This window comes from Pseudooceanicola sediminis, from assembly GCF_003575965.1.
In the GTDB taxonomy this organism is placed as follows: domain Bacteria; phylum Pseudomonadota; class Alphaproteobacteria; order Rhodobacterales; family Rhodobacteraceae; genus Pseudooceanicola; species Pseudooceanicola sediminis.
Window position 1 is genome coordinate 26,486 of sequence record NZ_QWJJ01000022.1, and the last position, 18,422, is coordinate 44,907.

The 18,422-nt window shown below is 62.6% G+C and carries 17 protein-coding genes and 1 tRNA gene; 4 read left to right on the forward strand and 14 right to left on the reverse strand.

Annotated features, from left to right (window positions below):
* Nucleotides 1-168: 168 nt before the first annotated feature.
* Both glnA and DL237_RS19040 read right to left on the reverse strand, forming a co-directional pair.
* Nucleotides 169-1,575 carry a type I glutamate--ammonia ligase gene (gene glnA / locus DL237_RS19035; protein ID WP_119400635.1) on the reverse strand — a complete coding sequence of 469 codons (1,407 nt, stop codon included), beginning with the start codon at nt 1,573-1,575 and terminating at the stop codon, nt 169-171.
* A 42-nt stretch (nt 1,576-1,617) separates the two neighbouring features.
* Nucleotides 1,618-1,956 carry a P-II family nitrogen regulator gene (locus tag DL237_RS19040; protein WP_119400636.1) on the reverse strand — a complete coding sequence of 113 codons (339 nt, stop codon included), beginning with the start codon at nt 1,954-1,956 and terminating at the stop codon, nt 1,618-1,620.
* Between the two features lie 157 nt (nt 1,957-2,113).
* Between DL237_RS19040 and DL237_RS19045 the strand changes: the two genes are divergently transcribed.
* The 4 genes from DL237_RS19045 (at nt 2,114) to DL237_RS19060 (ending at nt 5,497) form a co-directional block, all read left to right on the forward strand.
* Entirely contained in the window at nt 2,114-3,673 is a 1,560-nt protein-coding gene (locus tag DL237_RS19045) for an NAD(P)H-hydrate dehydratase (protein WP_119400637.1), read from the forward strand.
* Between the two features lie 320 nt (nt 3,674-3,993).
* Nucleotides 3,994-4,076 (forward strand) — tRNA-Leu (locus DL237_RS19050).
* 306 nt (nt 4,077-4,382) lie between these two features.
* A complete protein-coding gene (locus DL237_RS19055; RefSeq protein WP_147405380.1) occupies nt 4,383-4,754 on the forward strand; it encodes a hypothetical protein in 372 nt (123 codons plus the stop codon).
* Nucleotides 4,751-5,497, forward strand: a complete 747-nt coding sequence (locus DL237_RS19060) for a hypothetical protein (RefSeq protein ID WP_199672173.1) — start codon at nt 4,751-4,753, stop codon at nt 5,495-5,497. Before DL237_RS19055 ends, DL237_RS19060 begins: the two co-directional genes overlap by 4 nt.
* 376 nt (nt 5,498-5,873) lie before the next feature.
* On the opposite strand, the gene DL237_RS19065 is transcribed toward DL237_RS19060, so the two are convergent.
* The 12 genes from DL237_RS19065 to DL237_RS19120 form a co-directional block, all read right to left on the reverse strand.
* Entirely contained in the window at nt 5,874-6,212 is a 339-nt protein-coding gene (locus DL237_RS19065; protein WP_119400639.1) for an NAD(P)-binding domain-containing protein, read from the reverse strand.
* A gap of 334 nt (nt 6,213-6,546) precedes the next feature.
* Nucleotides 6,547-7,194, reverse strand: coding sequence for a flavin reductase family protein (locus DL237_RS19070; protein WP_119400640.1), 648 nt, complete (start codon nt 7,192-7,194; stop codon nt 6,547-6,549).
* Complete coding sequence (locus tag DL237_RS19075; protein ID WP_119400641.1) at nt 7,191-8,702, reverse strand: tripartite tricarboxylate transporter permease; 1,512 nt, start codon at nt 8,700-8,702, stop codon at nt 7,191-7,193. The genes DL237_RS19070 and DL237_RS19075 overlap by 4 nt, the downstream gene beginning before the upstream one ends.
* A 9-nt stretch (nt 8,703-8,711) precedes the next feature.
* Nucleotides 8,712-9,179, reverse strand: a complete 468-nt coding sequence (locus tag DL237_RS19080) for a tripartite tricarboxylate transporter TctB family protein (RefSeq protein ID WP_119400642.1) — start codon at nt 9,177-9,179, stop codon at nt 8,712-8,714.
* A gap of 127 nt (nt 9,180-9,306) precedes the next feature.
* The gene (locus tag DL237_RS19085; RefSeq protein ID WP_119400643.1) at nt 9,307-10,290 is read right to left on the reverse strand and encodes a Bug family tripartite tricarboxylate transporter substrate binding protein; all 984 of its coding nucleotides are present in this window, start codon (nt 10,288-10,290) and stop codon (nt 9,307-9,309) included.
* An 86-nt stretch (nt 10,291-10,376) separates the two neighbouring features.
* Nucleotides 10,377-11,120: a GntR family transcriptional regulator gene (locus DL237_RS19090; protein ID WP_119400644.1), complete on the reverse strand. Its 744-nt coding sequence runs from the start codon at nt 11,118-11,120 to the stop codon at nt 10,377-10,379.
* A 104-nt stretch (nt 11,121-11,224) separates the two neighbouring features.
* Nucleotides 11,225-11,815, reverse strand: coding sequence for a carboxymuconolactone decarboxylase family protein (locus DL237_RS19095; RefSeq protein ID WP_119400645.1), 591 nt, complete (start codon nt 11,813-11,815; stop codon nt 11,225-11,227).
* A 5-nt stretch (nt 11,816-11,820) separates the two neighbouring features.
* Complete coding sequence (locus tag DL237_RS19100) at nt 11,821-13,014, reverse strand: CaiB/BaiF CoA transferase family protein (RefSeq protein WP_119400646.1); 1,194 nt, start codon at nt 13,012-13,014, stop codon at nt 11,821-11,823.
* Nucleotides 13,011-13,658, reverse strand: coding sequence for a glutathione S-transferase family protein (locus tag DL237_RS19105; RefSeq protein WP_119400647.1), 648 nt, complete (start codon nt 13,656-13,658; stop codon nt 13,011-13,013). Before DL237_RS19105 ends, DL237_RS19100 begins: the two co-directional genes overlap by 4 nt.
* Entirely contained in the window at nt 13,655-14,440 is a 786-nt protein-coding gene (locus tag DL237_RS19110; RefSeq protein ID WP_119400648.1) for an alpha/beta fold hydrolase, read from the reverse strand. Before DL237_RS19110 ends, DL237_RS19105 begins: the two co-directional genes overlap by 4 nt.
* The gene (locus DL237_RS19115) at nt 14,440-15,201 is read right to left on the reverse strand and encodes an enoyl-CoA hydratase-related protein (protein ID WP_119400649.1); all 762 of its coding nucleotides are present in this window, start codon (nt 15,199-15,201) and stop codon (nt 14,440-14,442) included. Before DL237_RS19115 ends, DL237_RS19110 begins: the two co-directional genes overlap by 1 nt.
* Before the next feature lie 26 nt (nt 15,202-15,227).
* On the reverse strand, nt 15,228-17,294 hold the full coding sequence (locus DL237_RS19120; RefSeq protein ID WP_119400650.1) for a 3-hydroxyacyl-CoA dehydrogenase NAD-binding domain-containing protein: 2,067 nt from the start codon (nt 17,292-17,294) through the stop codon (nt 15,228-15,230).
* Between the last annotated feature and the right edge of the window lie 1,128 nt (nt 17,295-18,422).

Sequence of the window (18,422 nt, forward strand, 5' to 3'; positions counted from 1 at the left end):
TGATCTGTGTACCGTTGCGGTGCAATGACTTGCGCGATTTCCCGGAAACTTTGGACCGGGCGGCGGACTGCCCTACACGCGCCGCGCTCCACTGCGTGCCGACCGGGGTATGGCAAACGAAAAGGGGCGCCCCTAAGGGCGCCCCGACATCTGCATGATCGGTTCGGATCAGCAGCTGTAGTACAGTTTGAATTCGATGGGGTGCGGCATCGTTTCGTAGGCCAGCATCTCTTCGGTCTTCAGGTCGATATAGCCCTGGATCTGATCCTTGGTGAACACGTCACCGGCCAGCAGGAAGTCCATGTCCTTCTCCAGCTCGTCCAGCGCTTCGCGCAGCGAACCGCAGACGGTCGGGATGTCGGCCAGCTCTTCGGGGGGCAGGTCGTACAGGTTCTTGTCCATGGCGTCGCCGGGGTGGATCTTGTTCTTGATCCCGTCCAGGCCGGCCATCAACAGCGCCGCGAAGCACAGGTAGGGGTTCGCCGACGGATCGGGGAAGCGCGCTTCGACACGTTTTGCCTTGGGCGATTCCGACCACGGAATACGAACGCAGCCCGAACGGTTGCGGGCCGAATAGGCGCGCAGCACGGGGGCCTCGAAACCGGGGACCAGACGCTTGTAGGAGTTGGTGCCGGGGTTGGTGAAGGCGTTCAGGGCCTTGGCGTGCTTGAGGATACCACCGATGTAGTACAGCGCCTCGTCCGACAGATCGGCATACTTGTCGCCAGCAAACAGCGGCTTGCCGTCTTTCCAGATCGACATGTTCACGTGCATGCCCGACCCGTTGTCGCCGTAGATCGGCTTCGGCATGAAGGTTGCCGACTTGCCATAGGCCTGTGCCACGTTGTGGATCACGTACTTGTACTTCTGGATCTCGTCGGCCTGCTTGGTCAGCGTGCCGAAGATCAGGCCCAGTTCGTGCTGCGAGGAGGCAACCTCGTGGTGGTGCTTGTCAACCTTCATGCCCATGCGCTTCATGGTCGAGAGCATTTCGGCACGGATGTCCTGCGCGTCATCGATCGGGTTGACCGGGAAATAGCCGCCCTTCACGCCGGGACGGTGGCCGGTGTTGCCCATCTCGTAATCCGTGTCGGTGTTCCATGCGGCGTCGATCGCGTCGACTTCAAAGGACACCTTGTTCATTTCAACGGAGTATTTCACGTTGTCGAACAGGAAGAATTCCGCTTCGGGGCCCATGTAGGCCGCGTCACCGATGCCCGAGGATACAAGGTATGCTTCGGCTTTCTCGGCGGTGCCGCGCGGGTCGCGGTCGTAGGCTTCACCGGTGTCGGGTTCGACGACCGAGCAATGGATGCAGACGGTTTTCTCCGCGTAGAACGGATCCAGATAGGCCGACTCGGTGTCGGGCATCAGTTTCATGTCGGAAGCTTCGATCGACTTCCAGCCCGCGATCGACGAGCCGTCGAACATGAAGCCTTCTTCGAGGAAATCTTCGTCCACCAGATCGGCAACAACCGTGACGTGTTGCAGTTTGCCGCGCGGATCGGTGAAGCGGATGTCGACGTAGGCGACGTCCTCATCCTTGATCAGTTTGAGAACCTTGTCCTTGCTCATTCCCTTTTCCCTTCGGTTTTGAGTCTCTTAGAATGCGCTGCTTTACAGAGCGTCGGTGCCGGTTTCCCCGGTCCGGATGCGGATCGCCGTTTCGATCGGCGACACAAAGATCTTGCCGTCACCGATTTTCTCGGTCTTGGCAGCATCGATGATCGCCTGGATCGCGCCATCCACCTGGTCGTCATCCAATACCGCCTCGATTTTCACCTTCGGCAGAAAGTCGACAACATATTCGGCGCCACGATAGAGCTCGGTATGGCCTTTCTGACGGCCAAAGCCTTTGACTTCGATGACCGAAAGGCCCTGAACGCCCACGTCCTGAAGCGCCTCCTTCACTTCATCAAGCTTGAACGGCTTGATGATCGCTTCGATTTTCTTCATCGGAAACTCCTCGCAGTAACGTCGGATCGGTCAGAACACTTTCACGGCGCCCTAACAATTGAGTAATGTGAAACCGGGGGAAGAGGCCAGAGGCCACGGGAAAAAGCCGCAAGAATACTGTGCATGTCGATTAAATTATGGGCAATATGAAAAACGCATGTCGAAACTGATGACGGGCGGCCAGATGCGGGACGCCGAAAAGGCCGCAATACGTACTGGCAAGGTCACCGGAGCCACCCTGATGCAGCGTGCCGGGCAGGGGGTCTTCGACGCAATTTCAAAGCGTTGGCCGGATCTCGCGATGCGCCGTGGTACACGGGCGCTGATTCTGTGCGGACCGGGCAACAATGGCGGCGACGGCTTTGTCGTGGCGTGTCTTCTGGCCTCCGCGGGCTGGTCCGTCGACGTTGCGCTGCTGGGCGATCCGGCACGCCTGCCCCCGGATGCGGCGGCAAATCATGCGAAATGGGTCGATGGCGGACGCCACCCGGTGTGGCCGCTGGCCGACGTGGCGGGGCTGATCGGACGTGACGGCGGGCATGACCTGATGGTCGACGCCCTGTTCGGAACCGGCCTCAGCCGCGCCGTGGCAGAGGATGTCATGCAGGTCTTGCGCCTGGCGATCGGGCGGGCAGGTCACTCGGTCGCCATTGATATCCTGTCGGGTCTTTGCGCCGACAGCGGCAGATGGCTGGGCGCCGACGCAGGCCTGTCGGTCGACCTGACGGTGACGTTTCACATCGCGCGGCCGGGTCATGTGCTGTCTGCCGGGGCCACGGCCACCCGGGCGTTGCGGATCGTCGACATCGGCTTACCCGCGCCCTCTGCCTCTCAGAATGATACGCTGGCGCAGCTGATTGACTCCTCCGGTGACGTCGCCAGTGTCGCGCACAAGGATCCCGCCGCGCACAAGTTCGGGTCGGGTCACGCGCTGGTGCTTTCGGGCGGGGCCGGGCGCACCGGCGCGGCCCGGCTGGCCGCCCGTGCCGCGCTGCGGATCGGGGCAGGGCTGGTGACGCTCGGCGTGCCCCCCGCCGCCCAGCAGGAGGTGGCCTGCCAGATCACCGCACTGATGCTGGCCCGCGTGCCCGATGCCCCGGCGCTTGTCGCATTGCTGCACGACCACCGCCTTTCGGCCCTCTGCCTCGGGCCGGGGTTGGGTATCGGGGCGCGCACCCGTGCCCTTGTTGTCGCGGCCTTGCAGGCCGACCGCGCAGTGGTGCTGGATGCCGACGCGCTGACCTCGTTTTCTGATGACCCCGAAGCCCTCTTCGATCTGTCGCGCGGCACGCGAACCGTTCTGACCCCCCACGGAGGAGAGTTCGCGCGCCTTTTCCCCGACCTGGCCGAGCGTCTGGCGGCCACGCCAGCGACCGGCCCGGCCTGGTCCCGGCTGGACGCGGTGCAGGCCGCGTCGGCGCGGGCAGGGTGCACGGTCCTGCTCAAGGGCGCCGATACCGTGATCGCCGCGCCTGACGCCCCGGTGCATGTGCACGCCGCCTGTCGCGGTCGCGCGGCGCCATGGCTGGCGACGGCCGGGGCGGGGGATGTTCTGGCGGGGCTGATCACCGGCCTTCTGGCGCGCGGGCAGGCGCCACTCGATGCGGCGGCCCGGGCGGCCTGGTTACATGTCGAATGCGCCCGCCACGTCGGGCCGGGTTTGATCGCCGAAGATCTGCCCGAGGCCCTGCCGGGGGTTCTGCGCGCCCTGATCTGATCACCGTACCGATCTGAGTGTACCGATCTGAGCGTACCGATCTCGCCGTGACCACATTGTTGTGCCGATCTCAGCGTTCCGACTTGACCGCGCCGATCTCGCCGGTCTGTGCGCCGTCCAGATACCGCCCAGATACCGCCCAGATACCGACCAGATACCGACGTGCGGCGGTGCGCTGTTTCACGGCCATGCGCAGCCCCCCACGGCCACGCACAGGCAACGGCACGCCGCTGCATTTTTGCGCTTCTCTCCGATGCGCGGCTTTGCTAGACAGCGCCTCATCGACACGGAGATGCGGTGGCATTTCATCGTCGACGGTTGCGGGTGTGGCGGAATTGGTAGACGCACCAGATTTAGGTTCTGGCGCCTAGGCGTGGGGGTTCGAGTCCCTTCACCCGCACCACATATTGTTTTGGTTGCAAGGCAATACTAGACTTTTGCGGAAGAATATGAACTTTTGGCGCCCAGTGTCGCTCGCCCTGTCCGGCAGATTTCGTAGTTTTGGACAGCCGTTTACGAGCGAAATACGAAGCGCGTGGGGATTCGTAATTTGTCGAGTATTCGGAAGCAAAAAACAGGCCGTTAGCAGGCGCAGATTGCTCGCCGTGGTGTCCGTAAGTCCAAGCTATTCGATACGAAGCAGCAGGCCAAGGATTGGGCCGCGCGCGAAGAGTATCTGATACTTAACGCCGCCCCCACTGGCGAGACCATGCTTCTGGCCGATGTTTTCAATCGCTATGCCAATGAAGTTAGCCCGACACGACGTGGCGAGAGGTGGGAAGTGATCCGGCTCAAGAAGTTGGCGCGGGATGATCTGGCGAAACTTGTCATCGCCTCTATCACGGCCCGCGACATTGCCGAGTGGCGGGATCGCCGCCTGCAGCCGGAGCGGCTGAGCTGGTCGGAGGGGCGGATGGGCCGCGCGAGCGACGCGGTGACGCGGGCCCGGGCGCGCGGGCGGACCCGGGCGCGCAGCCGCAAGCGGGATCCGGGCTGGCAGGATCCGACGCTGGCAGAGAACACCATCGACACGACGGACAGCAGCAACACGACAAGCAGCCGCAAAGGGGGCAGGGCATGAGCGCACGGATCTCGACACGGCAACGGGCAGAGCACCGCGACGCAGAGGCGGCGCGGATCGACCGGGTGCGGGCGCGCGGCCATGTGCCCGAGGCCTGCGGCAGCGAGATCCCGCAGGCCCCGGCACGCGGCGCCTTCCGGGTGGTTGAGCCCGTCCAGCACGCACCGGATGGCACGTCGCGCCCCTCCGGCTATCGCGGGCGCAAGGCGATCCGCGAGATCGATGCCTTCGACCGCATGGCGCTGCAGGCGCTGCGGGCGGGCAAGCCGCATCCGCTGACCTCGAGCCAGATCGCCATGGGGCGCTACTACCGCGACCTGACGGAGCGGCACGCGGCCTCGGGTATGCGCGGCGCACGCTATGACGGGCTGGTCGGCGGCTCGGGCAGCGGCGGCGCGGGCGGCGGCTACATGGACGCGGTGATCCGCGACGGCCGCCGCCTGGCGCTGCTGCACGCGCGCATCGGCAGCGGCGTCAGCCTGAAGGTGCGCCGGATGCGCCCCTCGGTGCGCGGCACCCGGGTCAACATCCCGGACCGTCAGCTGGTCGATCAGATCTGCCTGAGCGAGCGGTCGGTGTCGGAGATCCTGGAGCGGGCGAACTGGGCGCTGAGCGGGACCGCGCGGCGCAGCTGCACCCAAGCCCTGGCCGAGGCGCTGGAGCGGATGATGGGCCCGGCGCGCGGGCAGGTGCTGGAGGTGGCGCACTTCGGCGACGGCCCGCAGTCGATCTGGGCTGCCTGAGGGCGCGGGAGATCGGGCGCGGCGCGAGACCGGCGCGCCCGGTCAGACCCCCGGGGGGGTATCTGAAAATCTGGGCGCAAACACGTTGACCGGTATGATAACAGCTGTTTTTGTACGCGCCGAATTGGAGAAAAAAGCCCAAGGTGGAAGAGGTTAGGGGGTGACGGGAAGGGTAGTTTGGCTAAGGTGAAGCAAGCTCCGCTGCCCGACCGGATTCCGCCTCGCTTGCCTTCGGAGGCCGCGACCGAACGTCGTCGTGTAATGCAATTGCAGCAACAAAGCCAACGAGACCGGCTGCAAAGTGCGATGAAGTCAAACTTCGCTGCGCTTTCTACGCATGTCTGCCCCGCATAGCGGCGATTTACTGCTGCCTGGGTTATCTGGCGACCATGGCCAATCCAACTGACCAGTCCACATCCATCATCCCGACCCCGCGCGCCGTGTTGAGTTGATCGCATAGCAAGTCTGCCAAGGGAATGAGCGGAACTGCTGTTCGCCCCTTTTTGCGCGTGAGATCAAGATCCTTCAGAGGCAACTTCAAGGCCGATAGCGCGCCGGGTGCCTTTCCGCTCGCAATGGCGGCGCCGTAAGTTTGATATATCTGTGTGGCGAGTATCGTTTGACGCAACATGTCAAGAAACGGCGCCGGATCACCACCATGCGTGGAGATCATGGCAGCGCTTTCGGACATCGCCTCAATGACACCGCCAATCATGAGGTTGCCAGCGATCTTGGCTAGATGGGCGATATGGGTCGAGTGGCATCGGGCACGCCCTTCCAAGAGCAGCGAGAATCGATTCTATCTGCTCCAGATCCGACACTGCATTGGCCGTGGCGAAGGTTGTGGATCGGTACGCTGACGGGGCCAATCGGCAGCGAAATGCTTCTGCTGGTGTTGTGTTCCGCTGTACCTACGGCGCCCACTGCTTATGTGCTGACCAACCAGATGAAGGGCGAGCGCCCTTTGATGCCGGGGGAGGTGACGGCGCAGACCCTCGCGCGCTGGTTACCTTGCTCTTGGTCTCGGCACTGTCGATCTGACGCGCACCCTAAGCCTTCGAGCCTTCGCCGCCAGGGGTGTATTGCAGCATCGGGCGCTCGTACATCTCCCCAAGTCCGCCAAAAAACGGTCCCGCGAGTCGTGAGATCGGGTTCATCTTGGCTACGTCAATGCGGCGCCCGTCGAACACATGGTCGGAAAAGTGAAAGGCCAGGATCTCGCCGATATACAGCGTGTTGATGCCTTTGCCCAAGGGCACGGTCTGATCCAGACGACATTCCATCTGCACCGGCGACAGCGCTATGCGCGGCGCGCGGACATGGCGGCTTGGCAGGGTGGGGAGGTCAAGCGCATCGACCTCGCTTTCCTCGGGGGGAAAGTTCTGCGCCGATTGGCGGATCGCCTCCATGGCCTCAAGAGTGGCGACGTTAACGACGAACTCCCCGGTCTCAAGGATATTACGGGCGGTGTCCTTCATCTCGCCGTCGGTGCCTGCGCGCAGGGCTATGTTCACCGCCAGCATCGGCGGCGTGGTGGCCACATAGTTGTAGGAACTGAATGGCGCAAGGTTGACCTTGCCCGACGGGCCCACGGTGGAAATCCACGCAATCGGGCGGGGCACCACTGCTCCCACCAGCAGGCGGTAGGCGGTGGCCGGATCCATGTCGTGGGTGTCGAGGGTTTGGAACTCAGTCATTTGCCGTCTTTCTTCGGTTTGGAGGTAGGGAGGAGCGCCATGAGGGCGGTGCGCAGGCTCATCAGCACAAGGGCCAAAAGCAGCAGCAAAAGTACCACGCTGATCGGGCGTTCCCAGAAGATCGAGAACGATCCGCGAGACATCAAAAGCGCGCGTTTGAAGTGCTCTTCCATCATCGGGCCAAGGATAAAGCCCAACAGCAGCGGGGCAGGGGGATAGCCCAAATGGTTCATCACCAGACCGATCAGGCCAAAGCCCACCACCAGCGCGATGTCGAAAACCTGATAGTCGATCGAATAGACGCCGATGCAGATGAAGAACAACATGGCCGGGAACAGGATATTGTAGGGGATGCTGAGCATTTTGATCCAGACCCCGATCAGCGGTATATTCAGGACCAAAAGCAATACATTGCCGACCCAAAAGCTGCCGACAAGTCCCCAAAACATCTCGGGCTGGTCGGTCAGAAACCGTGGCCCAGGCACGATGCCGTGGATCATCATTGCGCCCAGCAGAAAGGCCATCAACGCATCGCCCGGGATGCCAAGGCTTAGGGTGGGAATAAAGGCCGCCTGCACCGCTGAGTTGTTGGCCGCCTCGGGCGCGGCGATACCTTCGATAGCGCCTTTGCCAAAGCGCTCGGGCGTCTTGGATTGGCGCTTTTCGACCGCGTAGGCCATGAAGGTCGCTACGGTCGCGCCCGAACCGGGCAGCGCGCCGATCACCGTGCCGATGGCCGTGCCGCGCAGGGTGGGTTTGACAATGGTGCGCCATTCGGCACGGGTGGGCATCATCGAGCGAAAGCTGATCTTGCCGGTCTGCGGCGTGCGCGACCCGCTGCCGCCGATGGAATTCAGGATCTCGGCCACGCCAAACAGCCCCATGGCGATCGGCACAAGGCTGATGCCGTCATAAAGCTCGATCCGGCCAAAGGTGAACCGCGACACGCCGGAATTAAGATCGGTGCCCACCAGCCCCAATGTCAAGCCAAGGGCCACCATGGCAAGGCTTTTGAATTGCGATCCGGTCGAGATCGTCGAGGCCAGCGCCAGGCCTAAGGCCATGATCAGGAAGTACTCGGCGGAGGAGAATGATAGCGCGGCGCTGGCGATCACTGGGGTAAAGCCCATCATCAGCACAATCGCGATGGTGCCACCGACAAAGGAACAGATCGTAGTGACAAAAAGCGCCAGCCCCGCGCGACCTTGCTGCGCCATCGGGTAGCCATCCAGCGCGGTCACGGCGGCGGTCACGGTGCCCGGCACGTTTAAAAGGATCGAGGCGGTCGAACTGCCGTACTGCGCGCCATAAAAGATCCCTGCCAGCATGATCATGGCGATAGTCGGATCAAGGTAATAGGTCAGCGGCAGGCACAGCGACACGGCTGCCAGCGCGCCGACGCCGGGCAACACGCCCACAAAGGTTCCCACGGTCACACCGATGAAACAAAACAGCAGCGCGTCCATCGACAGCGCGCGCTCGAAGCCCAAAAGGATGTCAGAATACATGGGAGTGCCTCAGAAAGCCGAAAGCGGCAGGCCAAAGCCGCGGATGAACAGCAGATAGCCAATGACCGACAGGGCAACGGCGGTCAGCGCGGCACGCTTGGCGGTCATGGTGGCGTCAGCAAAGGCCCCTATCAGCACCAAAAGCACCGTGGCCGGGATCAGACCCAAGGGGCCTACGGTGGCGGCAAAGACCGCCATGCTCAGCGGTATCAGCACAAGCGGGCGCAGCGGCACATCCATGGCGGAGCGTCCGCCAAGGCGGCTCAGCTCCCAAAATATGCCCAGCGACAACGCCGCAAGGCTCACGCCTACCGCCATTGGCAAAAAGCCTGGCCCCATGCGGCGCGGCGTGCCAACGCCGATCTGCTGTCCCGAGTAGGCGACGTAAAGCCCAAGTAGCAGCAGCGTTGTGGCTACGCCATATTCCCAAAGACCCGCCGGGCGGGTAGGGGAGGTGTCACTTTCGTGATCTGTCATACAAGACGTCCATTGCTTGTGGCGCAGACCGCCCTCTTTGCGGTCTTGCGTGGCGCGGCAGAGCACGCTGCCGCAATTGTGTCCCGTGGCCCCGCGGAGTCGTGTGCGTGGGGCCACGGGGCGCGGATCAGTTCTGCACGTCCGCCGAGGTCAGCAGATCCAGCATTCTGGTCGCTTCGCTTTTCAGGAAGGCCGCATATTCGGAATGATCCTTGTAGAATTCCAGCACGCCGCTTTTGCCAAGACGGTCCTTGATGCTGTCTTGCTCCAGCGCGGTGTGCAGCGCCGCGTCCAGCTTGGTCACCACATCATCGGGCGTGCCCGCAGGGGCCGAGATGCCGTACCAAGTGCTCATCTGGAACTCGCCCAGTCCCTGCTCGGTCATGGTGGCGACATCGGGCAGCAGCGGTGCGCGGTTGGGGGCCGCGATGCCAAGGGCCACCAGATCGCCGCTTTCGATATGCGGTAGCATCGGTGGCAGGTTCAGGAACGCCATGTCGACGTTGCCCGCCAGCAGATCGACCACCGCAGGGGCCGATCCGCCATAGGGGATATGCACCATATGGGTGTCGGTTTCCTGCATGAACAAGACGCTGGACAGATGCGGCAGGCTACCATTGCCGACCGAGGCAAAGGCCAAGGTGTCGGGGGCCTGTTTCGCGGTGGCAACCAGATCCTCAAGTGACGTCATGCCTGATTTGCCCGAGACAACCAGCACGTTGGGTACGCTGGCGACCATGGCGACCGGGGCGAAATCCTCAAGACCCTTGTACTGCACATCTTGCAGCACGGGAGTGATGAAGTGGGTCGGCGCGCTGGCGATCAACAACGTGTAGCCATCGGGATCGGCGCGCGCGACATGGGTTGCGGCTATCGCGGTCGCCGCACCGGGGCGATTTTCCACCACAACGGGCTGACCCAGTTGCTCGGTCAGGCTTTCGGCCAATGTCCGGGCGATCAGATCCGCCGAACCGCCCGCTGAATAGGGGTTCACCAGCGTGATCGGCTGCGAAGGATAGCCCTCGGCCAAGGAGCTGGTGCTGGTCACGGTCAACCCGAGCAGGGCAAAGGTCGCGCCGGCGGCCATGCGAAGATATGTCTGCGATTTCATAGTGTTCCTCCCTTAATGTTCCTCCAGGAAGAGTCTATAAGTGAAAAAGCTAGGTTTGTCACTTAAATAAATGGGGGGCTCCTATTTCATTCGATAAGCGACATCTCAATGCGGACTTTATCGCCCCGGTAGATGCCATTGGCGACAAGGATCAGACTGCCGTCTTGATCGATAGCCAACCGCTGCACCAACACGATGGGATCGTTCAGCGAGATCCCCAGAAAGTTGGCGGTTTCGACGTCCGCGGTTGCCACCGACAAAATTTGCCGCGCGTCCTTCACCTTGACGCCGGGCAGGTCCGAAACCAGGCGCATGGCAGTGGTGGTGGTGTAGTTTTGCTCGGGAATCAGGGGTTGCAGCCGCTCGTCCACGTAAACATCGGCGACCAGAAAGGCGGCATCCTGACGGCGGTGCAGGCGGCGCAGGTGGCGATAAGATGGAGCGACGGTGCCATGGTCGAATTCTGTTTGAAGCAACGTCGCGCCGGGGCTGTCGGACAGCACCTCGATCTGAGCATCGGCGCGCGACATCAACAAGCCGTTCCAGTCTGTCTGCACCTCGCACCAAAGGTCGCGCTCGGGTTTGGCACGCACAAAGGTGCCCTTGGCGCGAAAGCGGTCGATCAGGCCTTCTTTCTCGATCTGATCCAGCGCCTGCCGGATCGTCATCGAGGCCACGCCGAATTCCTTAGCCAGTTGCTCGACTGTGGAAATGCGCGCGCCAATCGGCCAGTCGCCCCGCTCGATCCGGCCTCGAAACACCGATGCCAACTGGATGTAACGCGCCACGTTGCTTTTTTCGAGAAGGTCGGTCGGGCTGCTTTTGGCCATGGCTGGCTCCCTGTTCCGCGAGGGCGTTTTGCCCCTAAACATGATTTTATAGCTTTATATCATTTTGACGGTGGAAAAGGGAATGCATGACTTTGGATCCGCCCTTAGACTCTGGCGGGCAGATCGCACAGCGCACCGGGCGCGTCGGGCAGATCGGCGGTGACCCCTTCGGGCAGTGGAATTTCATGGGCGTTCAAGGTCATGGCGACCATCGAATAATAGCCGACAACGGCGGTTAGTTCGACCACGCCAAGCTCGCCCCAACGGGTTCGCACCAGGTCATAGACCGCCTGTTCGGGCACGCCGCGCATCAGCAGTTGCGTTACGAAATCATAGATTTCGGCGGCGGCGTGATCCTCGCCGAACGCGGGCGGTTGCCCATGGCGCAGTGAGTCAATCACCGCTGGGTCCAGCGTGGTCTTGCGCGCGTCACGTTCGTGGATCGCCCATTCCAAAATGCTGCTCCAGCGGCGCGCGGTGATCAGGATCGCAAGCTCATTGAGTTGCGCGGGCAGGGTAGTGTCAAAGCGCAGCACCGAGCCAAGCTGTTGCCAGCGGTCGGCCAGTTCGGGGTTGTGCAATGCGGCGCGCAACGGCCCCACCAGCTCGCCCCGTTTGCCCGAGATGATCTTGTCAAAGACCGCTTTCTGGGCCTCGGTCATGGTGGCGTGGTCGGGGAAATGGATACGTCCCATAGTAGCTAGTCCTGTTCCGTTCGGGCAGCAAGGCGCTGCCGGATCTCGTCGGTATGTTGGCCCAACAGCGGCGGCGGTCTGTCAAAACGCAGCGGTGCTTCGGCAAAGCGCATCGGCGAAATGACCTGAGGTACTGTGCCCGACAGCGGGTGCGGCAGATGGCGCAACATCTGACGGTGCTGTACCTGCGGTTCAGCCAGAACGCCGGGCACGGTGTTGATCGGCGCGCAAGGCACATTGACCGCCACTAGGGCGGCTCTCCACTCTGCCAGATCGCGGGTCATCAGCGTCTCGCAGATCATCGAATGCAGGGTGTCGAGGTTCTCGACCCGTGCGGCATTGGTGGCAAAGCGCGGGTCCGTGCTCCAATCGGGATGGCCGATGGTGCTAGCAAAGCGTTGGAATTGCGCGTCGTTGCCCACGGCAATCACTATATGGCCGTCGCGCACCGGGAAAATATCCTGTGGTTGGATATTGGGGTGTTTATTGCCCGTACGGGTGGGGGTCTGACCCGATACAAGGTGGTTCATCGCCTGGTTGGCTAGCATTGCGGTGGCCACATCCAGCATCGCCAGATCAATCGTGTCGCCGCGTCCGGTCTCGGAGCGGCGTGCCAAGGCCGCCAGCACCGCTACGGTGGCATACATGCCCGTCATGATGTCGATCACCGGCACTCCCACCTTTTGCGGCCCGGCCCCTGGTGCGCCATCGGGCGCGCCAGTTACTGACAACAGCCCTCCCATGGCTTGAATCATGAAATCATAGGCCGCATCCTGCGCCATAGGCCCGTCTTGGCCAAAGCCGGTGATCGAGCAATAGATCAGCCGCGGATTGATCGCGCGCAGCGAGGCTTCGTCTAGGCCATATCGTTTGAGGGTACCGACCTTGAAGTTCTCAAGCACGATGTCGCACTCGCGGGCCAGATCCCGGATCATCTCTTGGCCTTCAGGGCTGGCGATATCGACCTCGATCGATTTCTTGCCCCGATTGACCGACAGGTAGTAGCCCGACTCTTGTGTCGGCTCTCCGTCGATGCCCGTCATGAACGGCGGCCCCCAGCGACGGGTATCGTCGCCAACGCCTGCGCGTTCGATCTTGAGCACCTCGGCTCCTAGGTCGGCGAGAATTTGGCCCGACCATGGGCCGGCCATGATGCGGCTGAGGTCCAGCACCCGAACGTGAGAAAGAGGTCCGCTCATGGGGTTTCCTTTGCAAAAGTCAGTTGGCCTGCGGTCAGACTTGTATCGGAGCCGCCGTCGTCGCGCACGGCCGTGGCCCGCACAGATGGGCGAGCCTCCCATGTGGCAGCGACTTGGGCGAGGCGAGGAAAGGCGCAGCGCCAGTTGCAATCGGGCCAGCGGAAATCAAGCTGCCCAAGGTAGCAGACCAGCGCCACATGCCCCGCGCCAAAGTCCACATCGGCGAGCAGTTGCGCCTCGCCCTCAAGCGTGGCCATCACTGCGCGAATTTTGGTCCGATAGCTATCGGTCAGTGGCTGCCACGGACCCGAGGGTCGCGTCAGTTCGGTGCGCCACGCCAGCAGGATTTCGGTCGCGCCATCGGCCAGCGCTTGCCAGCGCCGCGCCTGAACGCTGTCGGCCAACAAAGCGCCGTCTTTATCCAGCCAAGTGCAAATCACGCGACTGTCGAACAACACGCCTTCCTCGGTGACCAGCGCCGGGATCTTGCCCAAGGGATTGTCCCGCAGGATTTCGGGGTTGGGAGGCTCATGGGCGGAGACGACCGTGCGTACCTGCGTCACCTCGGACAGCCGCCCAGTTTCGTGCAGCGTGATCATGACCTTGCGCACGTAAGGAGAGCGTGGAGACCAATGCAGTTTCATCTGGCAACCCCTTTCAAAAAGGTGGCGACGACGGGGCCGGCGGTCTCAGGGCGCTCAAAGCAGGGCACATGGCCTGCCTCGGGGATGCCTTGAAACTGGGCGCCTATGTCGTCGGCGATGTCCTGCATGGTCTTCCCGATAGCCCCGTCACACAGCCCCGCCACCAGCAGCACCGGCAGCGACAGTGTCGGCAACACATGTGCGTAGTCGTAGGTTTGCAAGGCGGTGGCGCAGGCCTCAAAGCCTGCAAAGGAGGTGCCCGCGATCATCGCTTTCAGGCCCTCAGCGGTGCCGGGGTCGGTCTCGGGCGTGGTTAGCCAGCGTTTGGCGGTGATTTCGGCGTAGCCCGACATGCCGCCTTCACGCGCTTCGGCGATGCGTGCGCCCCATGTTTCCTTGGCGGTGGCGGCGGCGCGGGCCAAGCCATCCATCAGCACTAATGCACGGAACCGCTCAGGCGCTTTTTCATAGGCGGCCAGCGTGGTCGGTACGCCCATGGAAAGACCCATGCACACGGCGCGCGATGCCCCGGCCATATCCATCACCGCGAGCAGGTCTTCAGACAAAAGGTCGAAATCCACGGCACCGCTTGGCGCGTCCGATTCACCGTGCCCGCGCTGATCATAGCGAAGCAGGTTCCAGCCCTGAAAGGCGGGTAGAATCTGCTGCCAGATCGACAAATCGGTGACCAGCGAATTGGACATCACCAGCCACGGCGCATGCTCACCCACGAGATCGATCTGAATGTTCAGTGTCGTGCCGTTGATCGGGTAGCGGGTCATCAGCGGCCTTTCCAGACGGGTTTGCGCTTTTCGACCACGGCGGCGGTGGCTTCGCGGGCGTCTTCGGTTCTCATCAACTGCGTGCTGAACTGCTGTTCGATGCGATAGCCTTCGTCGACGGGCAGAAACTCGATCTGATTTAGCGACTGCTTGCCGATACGCAGGCCAAGTGGCGATTTCTCAGCAATTTTGGCGGCCAGGGCGCGGGCCTGCGGCAGCAGCTCGTTGGGGGCGTAAAGGTCCTGAATAAAGCCAAAATGATGCGCTTCGGTGGCGCTGATAGGCTCTCCGGTAAAGAACATCTTGCGCAGCAAGCCTTGGGGCAGATGGCGGCCCATATGCGCCGCCCCTCCGCAGCGGCCCACGTTGATCTCAGGCGTGCCAAAGGTGGCGGTAGTCGCGGCCAACCGTATGTCACAGACCGAGGCCAAGACCGTACCGGCCCCAAGCGCAGGCCCGTTCACGACGGCGACAGTCGGCAGCGCACAGTCGCGGATCGACGTAAAGCAGCGGCGTACGACGCGTGCGCGGGAGGGGTCGTCTGCGACGGTGGCCGCAAGAAATTCCTTGAGGTCAAGGCCCGCACAAAAAGCGCGCGATCCGGCTCCGGTGAACAGGATGCAGTTAACGCCCTCCCAAGTGTCGGCGGCGTCAAAGGCTGCGCCGATCTCGGCGTAATTGGCTAAGGTGATAGCGTTCACCGGCGGCACGTCGATGGTGATCTCGGCCACTTTGCCGTCAAAGCTGATGTCGATGCCCATGGGGAAAGTCCTTTTCGTCACGTGTTTTAGGCGGAGCGCGCGAGGTCGCGCAGGGCCGCAGTGATGTCTGCGGGAGTGAAGCCAGGACCAATGGCGCGGGCGAGCGCGGTTTGGTCTTGGTGCAAGGCGCAGGCGTCTTGCTGGGCGGCCCACCACAGCGGCCCCCCGATCCAGCGCGGAAAGCCATAGCCATTGGTCAGCACCACATCGATGTCGCTGGCGCGTTGCGCAACGCCTTCGGCCAGCAGCAGACCCGCCTCGTTGACCATAGCGATCAGTAATTGCCTCTGGATGGTCGCGGGGTCGGCCGCCACGGGGCTAATTCCGGCGTCGTGGCGGGCGCTCTCGATGATCTCTTGCGTGGCAGGTGATGGCAGCGCGGCTCCCTCGGGGTAGTCGTACCAGCCCGCAGAAGTCTTGCGGCCCAGCCGACCGGCCTCGCACAAAGTGTCGGGGATCGGCACGTAGCGCGCCCGAGGGTCGCGGGTCGCTGCTTGCCGTTTGCGCATGGCCCACGCAATGTCTAATCCACTGAGGTCGGCGACCGCAAAAGGCCCCATGGCAAAGCCAAACCGGGTCACGGCAGCGTCGATGTCCTGCGGGTCGGTACCGTCCAGCACCAGAAGCTCGGCGCGGCGGCGATAGGCAGAATAGATGCGGTTACCAATGAACCCCTCGGCGACCCTAGCCACCACGGGCTGTTTTCCTAGGGTTTTCGCCAAGGCCAGCCCGGTGACGAGCGTGACATCATTGGTGGCCTTAGCGCGGACCACTTCCAAAAGACGCATGACATCGGCGGGCGAGAAGAAATGCAGCCCCAGCACCCGGGAGCGCCCTGGCAGATCGGCCACCAGAGCGTCAATATCTAGGTACGACGTGTTGGTGCCGATCACCACTTCGGGCGGCAACAGCGCATCGAGCTGCGCCAACAGTGGCTGCTTGACCGAGGTCTCTTCAAACACCGCTTCGATCACCAGATCGGTGTCTTGCAGGTCGGCGAGTTCCGTGGTGCCGGTCAGCGCCGCCAATTGGCTGGCTAAGGTGGCAGCATCGATCCGCCCCCGGTCACAGCGTGCCTGAAGCGCGTGGCGCAGACTGTCAAGCGCGCGAACCAGAGAAACCGCGTCACGCTCGACGAGGATGACCGTCAGCCCGGCCGCGAGGCAGGCGCGGGCGATCCCTTGACCCATGGTGCCACCCCCTACGACACCCACGGCGGTCACCGGACGGGGTGTGGCGGACAGCCAGTCGACACTGGCGGCGCGGCGTTCAGCAAAGAACAGATGGCGCAGAGCGCTAGCGTCCTCGGCCAGCCTTAGCTGTTGGAAACTGGCACGTTCGTCCGCCAAAGTGGCTGTGACATCGGGCAGGTTCGAGGCCATCACAAGGCGGATCGCTTCCGCCATGTTGGGGCGATTGCACCCCTTTTTCATTATCTTTGCTGACAAGGTCGCCAGCACTTGTGGGTCGTCCTGTGGAATCGTCAGTTGCGCGGCGCGGCGTTTGCCTGCGCCTTGGTCAAGATAGTGCAGCGCGGCGTCCAGCAGATCATCCGTGGTCACGGCGTCAACCAAGCCGATCTCAAGCGCGCGCTTGGCTGAAATGCGGGTCGAGCCGCAGACCATCTCAAGCGCGATCTCGCGGCCGACCAGTCGCGGCAGGCGTTGCGTTCCGCCCGCCCCGGGAACCATGCCAAGCGAAACCTCGGGCAGGCCCAGTTTGGCCTCGGGCGTGGCGATGCGATGATCGCATCCTAGCGCCAGTTCCAGCCCGCCGCCAAGCGCGACTCCGTGGATTGCGGCGATCACCGGAAAGGGCGCGGCCTCGATCGCGGCGATCACGTCGGGCAGTTCGGGATAGACCAAGGGCGCGCTGAATTCGCGCAGGTCCGACCCGGCCACGAAGCTGCGCCCGGACCCGATCAACACCGCGCCGTGCAGGCCGCTAGGTGCGTCTTGCAGCGCCGCCACCAGCCCCCGCCGCACAGCATGCGACCCGGCGTTCACCGGCGGGTTGTCGATGGTCAGAAACAGCACATTCGCGCGTACAGCGCGATGCACAGTGCCAAAAGCCGTCGGAGCATGAGGGGTCATGGGCGGGTCCTTTTGCAAAATCCAAGAGGCTGTGGGCACACGGCGATGCCGTGTCGCACAGACAGGCCCACCTGCAGGTCGTATGTGTTGGAAAGAGGCAGGCGGTGTCCATAAGCCACACAGTGTCAGATACTTAGGCCAGTTTTGGCGCAGATAGTCCGGACGGGGCTGTGGGCAGGTGCGGTCTGCAGGCCAGAGGCAGTTGATGGGTCATGGTATCCTCTCCCGGTCAACGTGGGCCGCGGTGGCGGCGGGGCAAATTCTCTCCGCAAATGGCCATAAACCACATTAAGCTATATTACTAGCTTTTATATTCGGGCCGAGGCGAAGAAATGCTTGTTTGGCCGCAGTCCGCACACCGCGCGCAGAACACCACGCATTACCGCAATAGGTTGCGCCAAGGCTCTGCGACCAGCGGACTGAGTGACCGCATCTATACCGCGGCCTAGCCTCGTGCTCACACCTAACCTGAGTATTTGATGACAGGCGACCGCCTGATGATGACCGTTCTGTTCGACGGAGATTGCGTCCTTTGCTCCCCGCGGCTGGGCTTTGTGCCGCGCCACGAACGGTGGCCCGCGACGCAGTTTGCCTCGACCGGAAATCCCTGGGGGCAGCCCATGGCGCGGGTGCATGGCATCGACCATGAGGCGTTGGACCTTAGTTATGTGGCTAGTTGCGGCGACGCGGCATACCCCTCTCGGACGCCTAGTTGGCGCTGCTCGCAAGCCTGCGCGCGCTGTGGCACTGACTGCGTGTGTTGGAGCAGGTAGAGCCTGCTTTGCGCGATGCTGTCTATGATTGGATGGCGCGAAACCGTCTGTGGTTATTCGGGACGCACCCGGCTTCCTATCTGCCGACCCCAGAACGAAGTGCAAGGTCTCAGGACCTTTAGGGCTGTGACCGCCCAGAAGCATCTTGCGGTTGCGCGGCAGGGGAGGGGCTATATTGTGCTGTCTATAGATGGACCTTCGCTGACTAGGGAAGGCGGTCGGAATGTACACGGTGAGTTTCCATCCCGGGGAGAGTGATGACGGCCCAGAGCGGATGAGGTGGGTGGCTCCTGCTCCACCGGCATCGAATGTGTGCCAAAGTGCAGTTGTTGTTGACTGCTAGGAAAGGAGCCAC